General features: G+C 75.9%; 17 protein-coding genes. 13 read left to right on the top strand and 4 right to left on the bottom strand.

What is annotated here, in order from left to right; all coding sequences use genetic code 11:
- Positions 1 to 40 precede the first annotated feature (40 nt).
- From WCD58_RS11960 to WCD58_RS11945, 4 genes are all read left to right on the top strand, one after another.
- Complete coding sequence (locus WCD58_RS11960; RefSeq protein ID WP_337703014.1) at positions 41 to 379, top strand: hypothetical protein; 339 nt, start codon at positions 41 to 43, stop codon at positions 377 to 379.
- Between the two features lie 259 nt (positions 380 to 638).
- Positions 639 to 1,685, top strand: a complete 1,047-nt coding sequence (locus WCD58_RS11955) for a C40 family peptidase (RefSeq protein WP_337703013.1) — start codon at positions 639 to 641, stop codon at positions 1,683 to 1,685.
- A gap of 38 nt (positions 1,686 to 1,723) precedes the next feature.
- Complete coding sequence (locus WCD58_RS11950; protein WP_337703011.1) at positions 1,724 to 2,608, top strand: alpha/beta fold hydrolase; 885 nt, start codon at positions 1,724 to 1,726, stop codon at positions 2,606 to 2,608.
- 59 nt (positions 2,609 to 2,667) lie between these two features.
- Entirely contained in the window at positions 2,668 to 3,813 is a 1,146-nt protein-coding gene (locus WCD58_RS11945; RefSeq protein WP_337703009.1) for a glycosyltransferase family 4 protein, read from the top strand.
- Positions 3,814 to 3,882: 69 nt separating this feature from the next.
- On the opposite strand, the gene WCD58_RS11940 is transcribed toward WCD58_RS11945, so the two are convergent.
- Positions 3,883 to 5,676, bottom strand: a complete 1,794-nt coding sequence (locus WCD58_RS11940) for an AMP-dependent synthetase/ligase (RefSeq protein ID WP_337703007.1) — start codon at positions 5,674 to 5,676, stop codon at positions 3,883 to 3,885.
- Positions 5,677 to 5,809: 133 nt separating this feature from the next.
- On the opposite strand from WCD58_RS11940, the gene WCD58_RS11935 reads away from it, so the two are divergent.
- The 5 genes from WCD58_RS11935 to WCD58_RS11915 all read left to right on the top strand — a co-directional run bounded on the left by WCD58_RS11935 (position 5,810) and on the right by WCD58_RS11915 (position 9,946).
- Positions 5,810 to 6,193, top strand: coding sequence for a polyketide cyclase / dehydrase and lipid transport (locus WCD58_RS11935; RefSeq protein WP_337703005.1), 384 nt, complete (start codon positions 5,810 to 5,812; stop codon positions 6,191 to 6,193).
- Between the two features lie 107 nt (positions 6,194 to 6,300).
- On the top strand, positions 6,301 to 6,729 hold the full coding sequence (locus WCD58_RS11930; RefSeq protein WP_337703003.1) for an SRPBCC family protein: 429 nt from the start codon (positions 6,301 to 6,303) through the stop codon (positions 6,727 to 6,729).
- A complete protein-coding gene (locus WCD58_RS11925) occupies positions 6,730 to 7,962 on the top strand; it encodes an ArsA family ATPase (protein WP_337703001.1) in 1,233 nt (410 codons plus the stop codon).
- Entirely contained in the window at positions 7,959 to 9,008 is a 1,050-nt protein-coding gene (locus WCD58_RS11920; RefSeq protein ID WP_337702999.1) for a hypothetical protein, read from the top strand. The genes WCD58_RS11925 and WCD58_RS11920 overlap by 4 nt, the downstream gene beginning before the upstream one ends.
- The gene (locus WCD58_RS11915; RefSeq protein WP_337702997.1) at positions 9,002 to 9,946 is read left to right on the top strand and encodes an ROK family protein; all 945 of its coding nucleotides are present in this window, start codon (positions 9,002 to 9,004) and stop codon (positions 9,944 to 9,946) included. The genes WCD58_RS11920 and WCD58_RS11915 overlap by 7 nt, the downstream gene beginning before the upstream one ends.
- Here WCD58_RS11915 and WCD58_RS11910 read toward each other — a convergent pair.
- Both WCD58_RS11910 and WCD58_RS11905 read right to left on the bottom strand, forming a co-directional pair.
- Positions 9,943 to 10,557 carry a hypothetical protein gene (locus WCD58_RS11910; RefSeq protein ID WP_337702995.1) on the bottom strand — a complete coding sequence of 205 codons (615 nt, stop codon included), beginning with the start codon at positions 10,555 to 10,557 and terminating at the stop codon, positions 9,943 to 9,945. The two genes, WCD58_RS11915 and WCD58_RS11910, sit on opposite strands and share 4 nt — an antisense overlap.
- Positions 10,554 to 11,357, bottom strand: a complete 804-nt coding sequence (locus tag WCD58_RS11905; RefSeq protein WP_337702994.1) for an alpha/beta hydrolase — start codon at positions 11,355 to 11,357, stop codon at positions 10,554 to 10,556. Before WCD58_RS11905 ends, WCD58_RS11910 begins: the two co-directional genes overlap by 4 nt.
- 258 nt (positions 11,358 to 11,615) lie before the next feature.
- Here WCD58_RS11905 and WCD58_RS11900 point away from each other — a divergent pair, with 258 nt between their 5' ends.
- From WCD58_RS11900 to WCD58_RS11890, 3 genes are all read left to right on the top strand, one after another.
- Positions 11,616 to 12,308, top strand: coding sequence for a lysophospholipid acyltransferase family protein (locus tag WCD58_RS11900; protein WP_337702992.1), 693 nt, complete (start codon positions 11,616 to 11,618; stop codon positions 12,306 to 12,308).
- 24 nt (positions 12,309 to 12,332) lie between these two features.
- Complete coding sequence (locus WCD58_RS11895; RefSeq protein WP_337702989.1) at positions 12,333 to 12,845, top strand: polyadenylate-specific 3'-exoribonuclease AS; 513 nt, start codon at positions 12,333 to 12,335, stop codon at positions 12,843 to 12,845.
- A 75-nt stretch (positions 12,846 to 12,920) separates the two neighbouring features.
- Positions 12,921 to 14,321, top strand: a complete 1,401-nt coding sequence (locus WCD58_RS11890) for a class II 3-deoxy-7-phosphoheptulonate synthase (RefSeq protein WP_373696215.1) — start codon at positions 12,921 to 12,923, stop codon at positions 14,319 to 14,321.
- Here the strand turns inward: WCD58_RS11890 and WCD58_RS11885 are convergent, their stop codons facing one another.
- A complete protein-coding gene (locus WCD58_RS11885; protein ID WP_373696214.1) occupies positions 14,322 to 15,581 on the bottom strand; it encodes a protein kinase domain-containing protein in 1,260 nt (419 codons plus the stop codon).
- Positions 15,582 to 15,673: 92 nt separating this feature from the next.
- On the opposite strand from WCD58_RS11885, the gene WCD58_RS11880 reads away from it, so the two are divergent.
- Positions 15,674 to 16,348, top strand: a complete 675-nt coding sequence (locus WCD58_RS11880) for an alpha/beta fold hydrolase (RefSeq protein ID WP_337702983.1) — start codon at positions 15,674 to 15,676, stop codon at positions 16,346 to 16,348.
- Positions 16,349 to 16,350 lie beyond the last annotated feature (2 nt).

The raw sequence follows: 16,350 nt of genomic DNA, 5'->3' as shown, positions 1-16,350 counted from the left end.
CACGGCGGCGTTGTCGGGGGTCGCTCCTAGCGTGCGTGCCATGACCCCGGACCCGCCGGGGAGCGAGCCGGAGGAGACTCCCGTGCTGATCGACTGCGACACCTGCACCGTCCGCGACGTGGCGTGCCACGACTGCGTGGTCGGCGTGCTCCTCGGCACGCCCCGGGTCCCGGCGGCGGGAGGCGACGGGGTGCGCCCGTCCGACGCCGCGCCCGGCGGCCCCCTGCCCCTCGAGTTCGGGCCCGTCGAGCAGCGGGCGCTCGAGGTCCTGGCCGACCACGGGCTCATCCCGCGGCTGCGGCTCGTGCCACCGACACCGGAGGTCCCGCCGCAGCGCCGGGAGCGCCCGGCCGGGCGTCGCGCCCGGGACGTCGGGTGAGCGCGCACCGCCATCGGCGTGCCGGTCCGGCCGCCGCCCGGGCGCCCGCCGTGCGGGACCGGTCGGTGCAGGGCCTGATCTACGCGTCGGTAGGGTTCGCTCACTCGCGCGGCGCCGGGTGCGCCGGCGCGGGCTCCGGATCGTGGCCGTCGGGGGCCGACGCGTCCGGCGCGGGGGCGGTGCACGAGGTCCGCCCGCGCGGCCGGGGGCGCGGTCGGGCCGGGCAGCGCAGAGAGGACCCGACGAGACCGTGGCCGCGGTGGACGATCCCCGACGTCGCCTCGCCCGCACGCTGGGCGCGGGCCTCGTCGCGCTGCTCGCCGGAACGCTGCTCGCGTCCGGGATCGCGCCCGCCGCGGCCGACCCCATCGTCCCGCCCGGAGCCTCCGACGCCGTCACCGCGCTCGCCCAGGCCAACGCCCGCGCGGCCGACGCCACGGAGGCGTCGCTGGACGCGGCCGAGCAGCTGCGCGTCCGGCGCGGCGAGGCCGACCGCACCCGCCGGGAGGCCCGCGACGCCCGCGAGCCGGCCGACGACGCCCGCGCCGAGCGCGACGTCGCGTTCGTCGACGTCGACCAGATCTCCCGCGCCGCCTACCAGGGCGGGCAGCTCGACCCGCTCGCCGCGCTGCTGGGCAGCGAGTCCCCGCAGGCCTACCTCGAGCGCACCACGCTGCTCGACACCATCTCGACGGAGAACCAGCGCTACGTCCAGCGCTTCCTCGACGCCACCGCCGCCGCCGAGACCGCCGAGCGCGACGCCGACGCCCGCGCCCGCGACGCCGACCGGTCCGCGGCCGACGCGCAGCGCACCGCCGACGACGCGGAACGCCGCCAGGACGAGGCGGACCGCGAGGTCGCCGCGGCCGAGGAGGCCCTCGCCGACGCCGACCCGGCCACGCTGGCCGCGCTGCGCCGCGGGGGCACCACCAAGTTCCCCACGAACATCCCGGGCTCCGGGATCGCGATCGAGGCGCTGCGGGTCGCGCTGACCCAGCAGGGCAAGCCGTACCTGTGGGGGGCGACGGGGCCGAGCACCTACGACTGCTCGGGGCTGGTGCAGTGGGCCTACCGGCAGGTCGGGGTCGGGCTGCCGCGGGTGTCCCGCCAGCAGGCGCTGGTCGGCATCCCGGTGTCGATGCAGGACGCCCGCCCCGGCGACCTGCTGTTCTTCAACGACCCGGTCACCCATGTCGGCTTCTACGTCGGCGACAACAAGTTCCTCGAGGCGCCCCAGTCCGGCGACGTCGTGAAGGTCTCCGAGGTCCGCTCGAGCCTCACCGGGGTCCGGCGCATCCTGCTCTGATTGACACGGTGGTGGTCCACGCCACAGTCTCCGGCATCATGAGCGCCGCGCGCACGATCACGGTTCCCCATCTCGGCTCCTCGCACGTCGGGTACGTGCTCAGCGAGCCCTTCGACGAGACGCTCCCGACGCTCGTCCTGGTCAACTCGTTCACGACGTCGGCGGACCTCTACGGCCCGCAGTTCGACGACGAGGAGCTCGGCCGCACCGCCAACCTGCTCGCGATCGAGCCCTACGGCCACGGCAGCACCCGCGCCGGGTACGCCGACTTCACCTACTGGGACACCGCCGCGGCCGCGCTGCAGGTCCTCGACGCGCTGGGCATCGAGCGCGCCTTCGTCCTCGGCACGTCGCAGGGCGGCTGGATCGCCGTGCGGATGGCGCTGCTCGCCCCGGACGTCGTCGCCGGCGTGATCGCGCTCGGCACCTCGATGGACTTCGAGAGCGAGCGCAGCCGCGAGCTCGGCTGCTGGGACGGCATCGCGTTCCTGTCGCCGGCGATCGAGGCGCTCGCCGAGCCGGTCGGCGACGGCTGGGTGATCCCGGTCGAGCTGGTCGACGCGGTGCTGGCCGAGGGGCTCGGCGAGGTCGACGAGGACACGCGCGCGTTCTGGCACGCGACCCACCAGCAGAACTACACCGGCGACGCCGGGCGCCGGCGGCTGCGGACCAGCTCGATCAACCTGCGCGACCGCGACGGGCTGCACGGCCGCCTCGACGAGGTCCGCTGCCCGGTCCTGTGGCTGCACGGCACGGCGGACCCCGTGTACTCGGTGGCCAACGCGCAGGACGAGATCGGCCGCTTCACCCGCTCCCCGCACGCCGAGCTGCGGATCGTCGAGGGTGGCCGGCACTTCCTGAGCGCCTCGCACCCGGAGGTCGTCGACGCGGCGGCCGTCGAGTTCCTCGGCCGCTGGGCGTAGCCGGACCTGGGCGGACGGCCGGTGGCGATGGTCCGGGCTGCGCGTGCGAGGCTCCGGCCGTGGCGCGCACGCTGCTGGTCACCAACGACTTCCCGCCCCGCCCGGGCGGCATCCAGTCCTACCTGCACGCGCTCGCCACGCACCTGCCCTCCGACGAGCTCGTCGTGCTCGCCTCCACGTGGAAGCGCACCGACGAGGCCCGCGCGGCGTGCCGGCGCTTCGACGCCGAGCAGCCCTTCGAGGTGCACCGGCTGCCGACCACGATGATGCTGCCCACCCCGGGCGCGACCCGGCGGGCGGCGGAGCTGGTCCGCGCCCACGGCGCGCGCACCGTCTGGTTCGGCGCGGCCGCGCCGCTGGGTCTCATGGCGCCCGCGCTGCGGCGCGCCGGCGCCGAGCGGGTGCTCGCGAGCACCCACGGCCACGAGGTCGGGTGGTCGATGCTGCCGGGCAGCCGCCAGCTGCTGGCGCGCATCGGGCGCGACAGCGACGTCGTCACCACCGTGAGCCGGTACACGCGCGGGCGGATCGCCCCGGCGCTCGGACCCGACGCCGCCCTGGAGCCGCTGCCGTCGGGCATCGACACCGACCGCTTCCGGCCCGACGCCGGCGCGCGCGAGGAGATCCGCCGCCGCTACGGGCTGGGGGAACGGCCGGTGGTCGGGTGCGTGTCGCGGCTGGTGCGCCGCAAGGGCCAGGACGTGCTGATCGGGGCGCTCCCGCGGCTGCGGCGGACCGTGCCGGGGGCCGCGCTGCTCATCGCGGGCGACGGTCCCGACCGCGACCGCCTGCGCCGGCTCGCGCGCAGCCACGGCGTCGCCGACCACGTCGTGTTCACCGGGCCCATGACCCCCGACGAGGTGCCGGCCCACCACGCCGCCGCCGACGTGTCCGCGCTGCCCTGCCGGACGCTCGGCGGGGGCCTCGACGTCGAGGGCCTCGGCATCGTGCTGCTCGAGGCCCAGGCGTGCGGGGTGCCCGTCGTCGCCGGTCGCTCCGGCGGCGCGCCGGAGACCGTGCGGTCGGGGAGGACCGGGCGCCTCGTCGACGGTCGCGACACCGTCGACGTCGCCGACACCCTCGCCGACCTCCTCGCCGCGCCCGACGCCGCCCGCGCGATGGGCGAGGCGGGCCGGCGCTGGATGCGCGAGGACTGGACGTGGGACGCCCGCGCGGCGCGCCTGCGCGCCCTCGCCGCCGGGTGATCGACGGGGACTTCGGACGCGTCGACGCAGCGAACGCCATGGTCGCTGCGGCCGACGCGCCCGCCCCGCTCAGCGCTGGTAGACGGCCTCGATGTCATCGGCGCGCTTCTCGGCGATGACGTTGCGCTTGAGCTTCATCGTCGGCGTGAGCTCGCCGCTCTCCTCGGTGAAATCGGTGCCGAGGATGCGCCACTGGCGGATGGCCTCGGCGCGCGAGACCGCCCGGTTCGCGTCGTCGATCGCCGCCGAGATCTCCGCCTGGACGTCCGGGTCGTCGGCGAGGGCGGCCGGGTCGGAGGAGTCCTTGCCGTGCTCGGTGCTCCAGCCAGGGAGGGCCTCGGGGTCGAGGGTGATCAGCGCGCCGATGTAGGGCCGGTTGTCGCCGACCACGAGCGCCTGGCTCACGAGGCGGTGCGCGCGGACCCGGTCCTCGAGCACCGCGGGCGCGACGTTCTTGCCGCCGGCGGTGACGATGAGCTCCTTCTTGCGCCCGGTGATCGACAGGTAGCCGTCGTCGTCGAGGCTGCCGAGGTCGCCGGTGTGGAACCAGCCGTCGACGATCGTCGTGGAGGTCGCCTCCGCGTTGTTCCAGTAGCCGCGGAACACGACGTCGCCCTTGGCGAGCACCTCGCCGTCCTCGGCGATGGCGATGGTGATGCCCGGGATCGGCTTGCCGACGGTGCCGACCTTGATCGCCCCGTTGGGGTTCGCGGTGATCGCGGCGCTGGTCTCGGTGAGGCCGTAGCCCTCGTGGATCGGGACGCCGATGCCGCGGAAGAAGTGGCCGATGCGGGCGCCGAGCGCCGAGCCGCCGGAGACCGCGCCGATCACCTTGCCGCCGAGCGCGGCGCGCAGCTTGCCGTAGACGAGCTTGTCGAACAGGGCGTGCTGCAGGCGCAGGGCGATCCCGGGCCCGCCGGTGTCGAGGGACTTGCTGTAGTTCACCGCGGTCGTCTCGGCGAGGTCGAAGATCCGGCCCTTGCCGTCGCCGTGCGCCTTGGCCTTCGCGCCGTTGTAGACCTTCTCGAACACCCGCGGCACCGAGAGCAGGAAGTCCGGCTGGAAGCGGGGGAGCTCGGAGGTGAGCTTCTTGGTGTCGGCGAAGTGGCCGACCGTGTAGCGGTACTCCTGGGCCGCGCACTGGATGACGCGGGCGAAGATGTGCGCCAGCGGCAGGAACAGCAGCGTGCTGTTGCCGGGCTGCATGAGGTCGCTGAACGTGTCGGCGACGGCGCGGACCTCGAACAGCAGGTTGCGGTGGGTGATCTCGCAGCCCTTGGGGCGTCCCGTGGTGCCCGAGGTGTAGATCAGCGTGGCGAGGTCGTCCGCGTGGACCGCGGTGCGGCGCTCCTCGAGCGTCGCGTCGTCGACGCCGGCGCCGGCCTCGCGCAGCGTGTCGACGACGCCGGAGCCGCCGTCGATCTGCCACACGTGCCCGAGCTCGGGGAGCTTCTCGCGCAGCGCCTCGACGATCTCGAGGTGCTCGTCGGACTCGACGACCACGCCGCGCGCGCCGGAGTCGGACAGGCACCACTCGACCTGGTCCGACGACGAGGTCTCGTAGATCGGCAGCGTCACCGCGCCGGCGGCCCAGAGCGCGTAGTCGACGAGCGTCCACTCGTAACGGGTCTTGGAGATCAGCCCCACACGGTCGCCGGGCTCCAGGCCCGCGGCGATGAACCCCTTGGCCACGGCCGCCACCTCGTCGCGGAAGGCCGCGAACGTGACGTCGTGCCACGTGTCGCTGACCAAGCGCCGATACGCGACGTCGCCCCCGTGCGCGTCGGCGTTGGCCCACGGCGCCGAGGTGAGGTTGTCGTCGTCGGCGACCTTGCCGACGGCCGGCTCCGTGTACTGCTGCATCTGCACCACTCCTGACCCCGCCTCACTGCGTCGGCTGTGACCATAGTCGCGGCGACTACTTCCGGGTAGCCGGACAATCCGCCCAGCGGCGTCGGCGGAACGGGTCCGGGTGGGGCCTGTCAGGCTGGTCGGCGTGGCGACCGTCGACGTGGTGGACGAGACCTTCCTCGCCGTGGCGCCCGCGCGGCTGGCCCCCGAGTTCTCCGACCCCGCGGTGTGGCGGCGCCTCTGGCCCGACCTGGCGCTGCGGGTGTTCGCCGACCGCGGCGACAAGGGCGTGCGCTGGAGCGTCGTGGGCGACGCCTGGCAGGGGAGCATGGAGGTCTGGCTCGAGGCCGTCGGGGACGGCACGGTGCTGCACTACTTCCTGCGCGTCGACCCGGTCGGCGCGCAGCTGTCCCCACGCGCGGCGACGCGGGAGGCCGTCCGCCGCCAGCGGGCGGCGAAGGCGCTGGCGTTCGGGCTCAAGGACCGCCTCGAGGCGGGGCGCCCGCCGGGCGTGCCGCCCCGGGACTGAGGGCCCGCTCACGTCGGCGCGGCCCGGTGAGGGCCCGGTCACCCGCTGTCGGCCGGGGCCTACCGGGCGTGCCGCCGCACTCGGGTGCGGCGGTAGCCTCTCGCGCCATGGCCGACGAGTCGACCCAATCCATCACGATCGCGGCGCCCGCCTCCGACGTGCTCGGGGTCATCGCCGACTTCGAGGCCTACCCCGAGTGGGCGGACTCGATCACGTCGGCCCAGGTGCTCACCCACGACGACGAGGGACGTCCCGAGCAGGTCCGGTTCAACCTGGACGCCGGGCCGATCAAGGACACCTACGTGCTGGCCTACGACTGGGTGGACGACGGCGTCACCTGGGACCTCGTGTCCGGGCAGATGCAGCGCTCGCAGCGGGGCCGCTACCGCGTCGCCGAGGGCGGCGACAGCACCGAGGTCACCTACACCCTCTCCGTGGATCTCGCGGTGCCGCTGCCCGGCCTGCTGAAGCGCCGGGCCGAGAAGCGGATCATGGACCAAGCGCTGACCGGGCTGAAGCGTCGCGTGGAGGGCTGAGTGCGGGTCCTGCTGTTCACCGGCAAGGGCGGGGTCGGGAAGACGACCACAGCGGCGGCGACGGCCGTGGCGCTCGCGCGCGGCGGGCGCAAGGTGCTCGCCCTCTCGGCCGACCCTGCGCACTCGCTGGGTGACGCGCTCGCCGGCCCCCTCGACGGCACCCCGCGCGAGGTCGCCCCGGAGCTCTACCCCGGCCTGTTCGCCGCCCACATCGACACGCGCGCGCTCGTCGACGACGCCTGGGAGCCGCTGCGGACCCAGCTGCGCACGCTGCTCGCGGGCGCCGGCGTCGACGAGATGGTCGCCGACGAGCTGACCGTCCTGCCCGGGGTCGAGGAGCTGCTCGCCCTCGAGGACGTCCGCCGCGCGACGGTCGACGGCCCCTGGGAGGTCGTGGTCGTCGACTGCGGGCCGACCGCCGAGACCCTGCGCCTGCTGGCCCTGCCCGAGGCCCTCGGCTCCTACCTCGAGCGGCTCTTCCCCACCCACCGGCGCGCCGTGCGCGGCGTCCTCGCCGGTCTCGCGGGCAGCAACGCCGCCGTCGCCAGGTGGGACGCCGCCGCGGCGTCGCTGTCGCGGCTGGCCGAGCAGCTCGCGGGCCTGCGCGACCTGCTCGCCGACCACCGCACGACGACGATCCGCCTCGTCCTGACCCCGGAGCGCGTCGTCGCCGCCGAGACGCGCCGCACGCTGACCGCCCTGGCGCTGCACGGGCTGCACGTCGACGGCATGGTCGCCAACCGTCTGGTGCCCGACGCCGGCAAGGGCCGCGGCGAGGCCGCCACCTGGGTCCGCGCCCGGCGCGCGGAGCAGGAGGCCGTGCTCGCCGACCTGTCCGGCGCCGGCGGCGACGTGCCGGTCCGCCGGGTGCCCCACCACGCCGGCGAGCCCGTCGGCGTCGAGGCCCTCGCCGCGCTGGCCGAGACCCTCTACGGCGACGACGACCCGCTCGACGGCCCGTCCGGCCGCGCGCTCGTCGCGGTCCGGCGCACCGCCGGGGAGGGGACCCACCCGGACAGCGAGTTCGTGCTCGACCTGCACGTCTCCGGGATCGGGGACGCCGAGGTCGACCTGGCCCGCATCGGCGACGAGCTCGCCGTCACCGTCGACGGGCGCCGCCGCGCGGTCTCGCTGCCGCCGGTGCTGCGGCGCTGCGAGGTCACGGGTGCCGACCTGGACGACGACCTGCTCTCGGTGGTGTTCCGCCCCGACCCCGCGGTGTGGATGCGGTGAGCGCGCCGGGGGGTGACGCCGGGCGGGCCGCCCAGGAGCGGCTCACCGAGGAGGCGCGCGCCACGGCGTCGGCGCTGATCGACTGGCTGGGCACGCGCGTCGACACCGCCGCCGCTCGCGGGACGCCGGGACCGGGCCGGACCGGCAACGCCCGGCTCGGCATGCGCCCGCCCCAGAGCCCGGGGCCGTGCTCGTGGTGCCCGGTCTGCGCGCTCGTCGCGGCGCTGCGGGGCGAGCAGCCGGAGCTCACCGCGCGCCTCGCCGAGCAGGCGTCGGGGCTGATGATGCTGCTGCGGCTGATGGTGCAGGCGCACCAGGACCCGGCCCACGGGCAGCACGCCCAGCACGGCCAGCACGGTCACGGCCACGCGTCGGGGACCGACGGACCCCCGCCCGGCTGGCCGTCCGAGTGGGGCGCGTGGGACGGCTGGGGTGCGGCTCCCGGGCCCGAGGGATCGGGTGACGACGCCCGGGACGCCGACGAGGCGGCACCGACCGCCCCGGAGCCCGGTCCCGCGGAGCCGACGGCGCCCGCGGCCGGAACGGGCGAGACCCCGCGGCCGCCCCGGACGCCCCGACCCACCCCGAGCGGCCCGGCGGGACGCCGGGTGCCGATCCGGCGGGCGTCCCCGCGCTCCGCGACGTTCCGCGACACGACGAGCGACGCGACCGGCCACGTGACGCCGGAACCCACGCCGGACGCCGCGGCCGGCGACGCCCCGAGCGGAGCCGCCGACCGCCCCGCCCGCCCGCGTCCGGCGCCGCGCCGCACGACCCCGGCCGCCACGCCCCCCGCGCCCACCCCGCCCACCGCGCCCACCGCGCCCACCGCGCCCACCGCGACCGCCGGCCCGCCTCACGCCGGGACGGCCACCCCGCCGACGGCATCGACCGCCCCGGGCCCCGCCGCCCCGTCGACGCCCGCGGGCGGCACCGCGCGCCCGTCCGTGCAGCGCATCGCCATCCGCCGCCCGGAGCGCCCGGCCCGCACGAACCGCCGTACCCCCGGCCCCGCCGGCCCTCCCGACAGCCAGGCGTCGTGCTGACCGTCGGCGTCGACATCGGCGGCACGTCGGTGCGCGCGGGTGTCGTGGAGGCCGACGGGACGGTGCTCGCCGAGGCGGCCGCGCCGACCCCGGACCGGGCCGGCGACCTCGACGACACCGTCGCGGACCTCGTCGGCGACCTCGCCGCCGGGCGGCCGATCGGCGCGGTCGGGCTGGCGGTCGCCGGATTCGTCGACCCCGAACGGCGCAGCGTCGCGTTCGGCGCCCACCTGCCGTGGCGCGACGACCCGGTCGTCGACCGCCTCACCGACCGCCTCGGCCTGCCCGTGGTGCTCGAGCACGACGCCAACGCCGCGGGCCTCGCCGAGCACCGGGTCGGGGCCGCCGCGGGCGCGTCCGTCGCCGTGCTGGTGGCCCTCGGCACCGGGATCGGGGCGGCGCTGCTCGTCGACGGCGCCGTGTTCCGCGGGGCGCACGGCGTCGCACCCGAGCTCGGGCACCTGACCGTCGTCCGCGGCGGGCGCCCGTGCCCGTGCGGCAAGCACGGCTGCCTGGAGCGCTACTGCAGCGGCACCGCGCTGGGCCGCTCGGCGGAGGAGCTGATCGCCGCGTCGGAGGACTTCTCGGTGCTCCGGGCGACGTGGGAGCGGGCCGAGCCGGTCACCGGGCGGGACGTCGCGCGCGCGGCCGAGGCGGGCGACGCGGTCGCCGGGCGGGTGGTCGACGAGTTCGCGGAGTGGCTGGGGCAGGCGCTCGCGCTGGTCGCGGACGTGTTCGATCCCGACGTCGTGGTGATCGGCGGCGAGGTCTCGGCGTCGGCGCCCCTGTATCTCGACCGGGCCCGGCGGCGCTACGCCGACGACGTCACCGGCAACGGGCACCGCCGGCTCGCCGAGGTCCGTCCGGCGATGCTGGGCGGGCGCGCCGGGATCATCGGCGCGGCGCTGGACGCGCGCGAACGGGCCGCGGGGTCCTAGAGGATCGCGCCGTCGTCCGGCCCGTCCTCGGGCTCGCGGTGGCGCCGCAGCCCGAACACGAGCCAGCCCAGGCCCGCCGTCATCGCGAGGAGGCCGGGCACGATGCCCAGTCCGACCGGCCCGCCGAGCAGGCCCGGCACCGCCAGCAGGACGACGCCGACCACCAGCAGCGCCAGCCCGAGCAGGCTCGAGAGGCCCAGGCGCGGCAGCGGCGGCGGCTCCGGCGGGACGTAGTGCTCGTCCTCGGGCGGTGTCGGCGGGACGTGTCGGCGGTGCCCCTCCGCGACGGGGTCGACGCGCGGGCGGGCCGCGGGCCGCGGGGTGTCGGGTCGCGGGGTGTCCGGCCGCGGCATGTCGGGGGAGGCCGAGCGCCGGGGCGCGGTCCCCAGCCCCGAGGAGGTGCCGTCGTCGGTGCGCGCCTCGGGGGTCCGCGGGAGCTCCGGGTGGCCGGGGACGTCGTCGTCCGGCCAGCGCGGCGCGTCGTCGGCGGCCCAGTCGGCGACGATCGAGGCGAAGGCGGCGTCGATGTCCTCGGGCAGGTCGGGACGGCGCCCGGCGTTGTCGGGACGGACCCCGTCGGGTCCGGTGGCGTCGGGGTCGGGCGCGGTCATGCGGAGGTCCCTGAGGTGGAGCCGGCGGAGTCCGTCGAGCGGGCGGCGTGCACGCGGCGGACGAACGCCACGCTGTCGGTGAAGATGCGCGGGGCGTCGTTGTCGAGCGTCGCGACGTGGTGGCTGTCGGCCAGGACGACGTCGGTGACGTCGTCCGAGCCGATCCCCTGGAGCACGAGGGTGCTGTTGACCGGCTCCACCACGTGGTCGGTGGGGGAGTGGAACAGCAGGACGGGGCAGCGCACCCGCCCGAGCTCGGGCCGCACGAGCTTCCAGAGGGCCGTCAGCGACACGGCGGCGCGCGTCGGCAGGCGGTCGTAGGCCAGCTCGGTGGCACCCGGCTTCTTGATGTCGTTGGCGACGCCGGGCACCCAGGGCACGACCCACTGGATGTACGGGGCGATCGTGGCGTCCTTGCGCAGGGTGGTGACCGACGGGTTGACCAGCGCGATGCCGGCCAGGTCGTCGCCGCGCTCCTGCGCGAGGCGCAGCGTGAGCGTCCCGCCCATCGACTGGCCGAACACGAACACCGAGCGGTACTCGCGCCGCAGGTCGTCGACCGCGCGCTCGACCTCGGCGTACCAGTCCGGCCAGCGGGTGCGGTTGAGGTCCTGCCAGCGGGTGCCGTGGCCGGGAAGCCGGGGCCCGCGCACACCGATGCCCTCCGCCGCGAGGTGCTCGCCCCACGCCCGCATGCTCTGCGGCGTGCCGGTGAGTCCGTGGCTGAGCACCACCGCGATCTCGCGCGCGCCGTCGCCGGGATCGGAGGCGAAAGGCTCGGCTCCGGGCAGCACGGGCACGGGGTCCTCCGAGCGCCGGACGGCGCGGCGTCAGGCCGCCATGGTGGCGGGGGAGCGGTTCGGGATCCCTATCGTGGCACGTCCCACACGGTCGGGTCACGCGCCGGGTCGTGTGTCGCGCCGGACGGTCCCCACCGGCGGCGTTCCGGGTGGTCGGTGTCCGGTTCCCGGGGCCCTCGACGGGTGTGACCCGTCGCGCGGCGGTGCCGTCGGGTGCCCCCACGACCTAAGCTCACGGGCCGACGGACGGGAGGCCCGGTGCTCTACTGGATCATGAAGTACGTGCTGCTCGGGCCGCTGATGCGGGTGGCGTTCCGCCCCCGGGTCGTGGGGGCCGAGAACCTGCCGCGCCACGGCGGCGCCCTGGTGGCGTCCAACCACCTCGCGGTGATCGACTCGTTCGTCCTGCCGCTGATGGTGCCTCGGCGCATGGCGTTCCCCGCCAAGGCCGAGTACTTCACCCAGCCCGGCCTCGTCGGCACGCTCAAGCGCTGGTTCTTCACCGGCATGGGCCAGGTGCCGATCGAGCGCGGCAACGGGCGCGCCGCGCGCGCCGCGCTCGACACCGGGATCGGCGTGCTGCGCGAGGGCCGGCTGTTCGGCATCTACCCCGAGGGCACGCGCTCGCCCGACGGGCGGCTCTACAAGGGCCGGACAGGCGTCGCCCGGATGGCGCTGGAGGCCGGCGTGCCCGTCGTCCCGGTCGCGATGATCGGCACGGACCGCGCCAACCCCGTCGGCTCGCGGTTCTGGCGCCCGTGCCGCATCGGCATCCGCATCGGCCCGCCGCTCGACTTCTCGCGCTACCTGGAGATCACCGACGACCGGCAGGTCGAGCGGGCCATGACCGACGAGATCATGGACGCCGTCCGGGTGCTCTCCGGGCAGGAGTACGTGGACGTCTACGCGAGCACGGTCAAGGACCAGCAGGACACCCCGCAGGCGGCCTGACGCGCGGCCCGCGACAATGAGGCCGTGGCCCGGTTCTTCTACGACTGCGAGTTCATCGAGGACGGGACCACCATCGAGCTGGTCTCGGTGGGCGCGGTCGACGAGCAGGGCCACGAGTTCTATGCGATCTCCCGCCAGTTCGACCCGATGCGCGCCGGGCCGTGGGTCCGCAGGAACGTCCTCGACAAGCTGCCCTCGATGTCGGACCCGGCGTGGAAGAGCAGGCTCGCGATCCGCGAGGAGTTCTACGAGTTCGTGACCGCCGGCGAGGGCCCCGTCGAGCTGTGGGCCTGGTACGCGGCGTACGACCACGTCGCGATCGCCCAGCTGTGGGGCGCGATGCCCGACCTCCCGCGCGCCCTGCCCCGCTTCACCCGGGACCTGCGCCAGCGCTGGGACGACGTCGGGCGCCCCGAGCTGCCGCCCGCCCCCGCCGACGCCCACGACGCCCTCGCCGACGCGCGCCACAACCTCGCGCGCTGGCAGGTGATCGACGAGCACTGGCGCCGGCGGCTCGGCAACGGCTCCGCGCCGTAGGCGACACGCCACGCGGCGAGGTCGTCACGGGGAACACAGCCGGCGCCGCGGACCGCACCATTACGCTGATGTGTCGTGTGGTCCGTCGACCTTCCCGTGGATGCTCTGCCCGGCCTGCCCCCGCTGCCGTCCCACCTGCGTGACCGCCTGGACGACGCCCTGTCGCGTCCGGCGGCCCAGCAACCGGACTGGCCCGACGCGCAGGCGGTGACGGACGTGCGCACGGTGCTCGAGCACGTCCCGCCGATCACCGTGCCCGCCGAGGTCGACCGGCTGCAGACGCAGCTGGCCGCCGTGGCGCGCGGCGAGGCGTTCCTGCTCCAGGGCGGCGACTGCGCCGAGACCTTCGCCGACAACACCGAGCCCCACCTGCGCGGCAACATCCGCACGCTGCTGCAGATGGCCGTCGTGCTCACCTACGGCGCGTCGCTGCCCGTGGTGAAGATCGGCCGGATCGCGGGCCAGTACGCCAAGCCGCGCTCGTCGCCGACGGACGCGCTCGGTCTCCCGAGCTACCGCGGCGACATGGTCAACTCGCTGGCCGCCCACGCCGAGCGCCGCATCCCCGACCCGGGCCGCATGATCCGCGCCTACGCGAACGCGGGCGCGGCGATGAACCTGGTGCGGGCGCTGACCTCCGGCGGCATGGCCGACCTGCACGAGGTCCACGAGTGGAACCGTGAGTTCGTGCGCACGAGCGCGGCCGGCGAGCGCTACGAGGCGGTCGCGGCGGAGATCGACCGGGCGCTGCGCTTCATGTCGGCGGCCGGGGTCACCGACCACTCGCTGCGCGGCACCGAGATCTTCGCCAGCCACGAGGCGCTCGTCCTCGACTACGAGCGGGCCCTGCTGCGCCTGGACTCGCGGGTCGAGGCCACCAGCCGCGAGGACGCCCGCCTGTTCTCCCTCGGCGCGCACTTCCTGTGGATCGGGGAACGCACCCGCGCCCTCGACGGCGCGCACATCGCCTTCGCGGAGCTGCTCGCCAACCCGATCGGCATCAAGATCGGGCCGGGGACGACCCCGGAGCAGGCGGTCGAGTACGTCGAGCGCCTCGACCCCCACCAGCAGCCCGGCCGGCTCACCCTGATCTCCCGCATGGGCGCGGGCAAGGTGCGCGACGTGCTGCCCGGCATCATCGAGAAGGTCACGGCCTCGGGGCACCAGGTGATCTGGCAGTGCGACCCGATGCACGGCAACACCGTCGAGGCCTCCACCGGCTACAAGACCCGGCACTTCGACCAGGTCGTCGACGAGGTGCAGGGCTTCTTCGAGGTCCACCAGCGCCTGGGCACCCACCCCGGCGGCATCCACGTCGAGCTCACCGGCGAGAACGTCACCGAGTGCCTCGGCGGGGCCCAGGACATCTCCGACACCGACCTCGCCGGCCGGTACGAGACGGCCTGCGACCCGCGCCTGAACACCCAGCAGTCGCTGGAGCTGGCGTTCCTCGTCGCCGAGATGTTGCGCGGGTAGTCAGCCGGGGAGGCCGAGGCCCCACCCGGCGGCCCCGGCCGCCACGGTCGCGATCGCCTCGAGCAGGAGCCAGGCGGCGAGCAGCCGGCGCGAGCGGGACCGCGCGCGGCGGCGCTCGATCTGCTCGATGGCGACGTCGATGTCGTCCACCGGGGCGTCGGCGCGGCGGCGGTCGGCGGGCTGGTCGTCCTCGCCGGCGTCGTCCTCGAGGTCGTCGTCGAGGAGGTCGTCGTCCTCCTCCCAGGCCTCGCCGTCCCAGGTGTCGTCGTCCTGCTCGTCGGCCCGCTCGTCGGGCCGCGGCTCGGCGCGCACCTCGTCGGCGTCGAGGTCCAGCAACCGCGTGCCCCGCAGCGGCCGGGAGCCGCCCGTGCTCGCGCGGCGCGGCGGCAGCGGCACGGGGTGGAACGGCAGGTCGGCGTCCATGCGCACCCCGCGGGCGGCGGCGAGGAACGCGTCGGCGTCGGCGAGCCGCACCTCGGGGTCGCGGTGGGTCGCCGCGATCACCAGGCGGTCCAGCGCCCGCGGGACGCCGCCGACCACCGACGACGGGGGCGGCACGTCGTTCCGGACGTGGCGGCGCGCGACGGACACCGCGTCCCCGCCGCCGTGGGGCGGGACGCCGGTGAGCAGCTCGAACAGCACGATGCCGGTGGCGTAGAGGTCGCTGCGCGCGTCGGCGCGGCCGTCGGTGACCTGCTCGGGCGCCAGGTACGCGACGGTGCCCAGCACCATCTCCCCGGAGTCGTCGGGGTCGGTCTCCCACGCGGCGGCGACCAGCCCGAAGTCGGCGACCTTCACCGACCCGTCGCGGCCGATCAGCACGTTCTCCGGCTTCACGTCGCGGTGCACCAGGCCCCGGTCGTGCGCGATCTGCAGCGCCGTGACGACCTGCTCGGCGACGGTCAGCGCCGCCGCCGGGTGCAGACGTCCCTGGTCGCGCAGGACGTCGCGCAGCGTGCCGCCCTCGACGAGCTCCAGGACGAGGAAGACGGTGCCGTCGGGGTCGCGGCCCTGGTCGTGGACGGCGACGATCCCCGGGTGCGCGAGGCGGGCGGCGGCCCGGGCCTCGCGCTCGAAGCGCCGCACGAACGCGGGGTCGGAGGCCAGTGCGCCGTCCAGGACCTTGATCGCCACCGGCCGCTCCAGGCGCAGGTCGACGCCCCGGTACACCACCGACATCCCGCCGCGCGCGAGCAGGCCGTCCACCCGGTAGCGCCCCTCCAGCACCGTCCCCTCGGGGTGGGCTGTCGGAGCGGCCATGGCCGCGATGCTACGAGGACGAACATGACCTGCGGGGATCCTCGGACGCGACGCGCCCTGCTCTGTCGGGTGACGGCCCTAGTCTGACCGGCGTGACGACATGGCTGCTGCTGCCCGGTGCGGGCGGCGCGGGATGGTTCTGGCACCTGGTGGCGCAGCGGCTGCGGGCCCGCGGTGACGAGGTCGTCGCGCCCGACCTGCCCGCCGACGACCCGGCGGCGGGCATCCCGCGCTACGTCGAGGTCGCGCTCGCGGCGCTGGGAGATCGCACCGACGTCGTGGTCGTCGGCCAGTCGCTGGGCGGGCCGAGCGCCACCGAGATCGCCCGCACCACGCCCGTGCGACGGCTCGTGCTGGTCAACGCCATGATCCCGGCGGTCGGCGAGTCACCGGGGGACTGGTGGTCGGCCTCGGGGTTCGAGGAGGCCAAGGAGGCCGCGGCCCGCGCCGCCGGGCGGGAGGACGCCGGGTTCGACGAGGAGTGGGAGTTCCTGCACGACGTCCCGGCCGACGTCGCCGCCGCGGGCGCTGAGCACCAGCGCGAGCAGACCGACGGCCCGTTCGCCGACGGCTGGTCGCTGCCGGCGTGGCCGGACGTGCCCGTCACCGTGATCGTCGGACGGGACGACCGCTTCTTCCCGGCCGACTTCCAGACGCGCCTGGCCCGCGAGCGCGCGGGCGTCGAGGCCGTCGTGGTGCCGGGCGGGCACCTGCTCGCGCTGGCCAACCCGGACGGGCTCGCCGCGGCGCTGGTCGACAGCCTCTGAGA

The sequence above is a fragment of the Actinomycetospora flava genome (assembly GCF_037400335.1).
In the GTDB taxonomy this organism is placed as follows: Bacteria; Actinomycetota; Actinomycetes; order Mycobacteriales; family Pseudonocardiaceae; genus Actinomycetospora; species Actinomycetospora flava.
This window is presented reverse-complemented; position numbering and strand designations above follow the sequence as displayed.

What these genes read in the sequence shown, in the direction of transcription:
- WCD58_RS11950 (WP_337703011.1), top strand. Translation starts at nt 1,724, where the DNA reads ATGAGCGCCGCGCGCACGATCACGGTTCCCCATCTCGGCTCCTCGCAC.
- WCD58_RS11930 (WP_337703003.1), top strand. Translation starts at nt 6,301, where the DNA reads ATGGCCGACGAGTCGACCCAATCCATCACGATCGCGGCGCCCGCCTCC.
- WCD58_RS11960 (WP_337703014.1), top strand. Translation starts at nt 41, where the DNA reads ATGACCCCGGACCCGCCGGGGAGCGAGCCGGAGGAGACTCCCGTGCTG.
- WCD58_RS11940 (WP_337703007.1), bottom strand. Translation starts at nt 5,676, where the DNA reads ATGCAGCAGTACACGGAGCCGGCCGTCGGCAAGGTCGCCGACGACGAC.
- WCD58_RS11910 (WP_337702995.1), bottom strand. Translation starts at nt 10,557, where the DNA reads ATGACCGCGCCCGACCCCGACGCCACCGGACCCGACGGGGTCCGTCCC.
- WCD58_RS11885 (WP_373696214.1), bottom strand. Translation starts at nt 15,581, where the DNA reads ATGGCCGCTCCGACAGCCCACCCCGAGGGGACGGTGCTGGAGGGGCGC.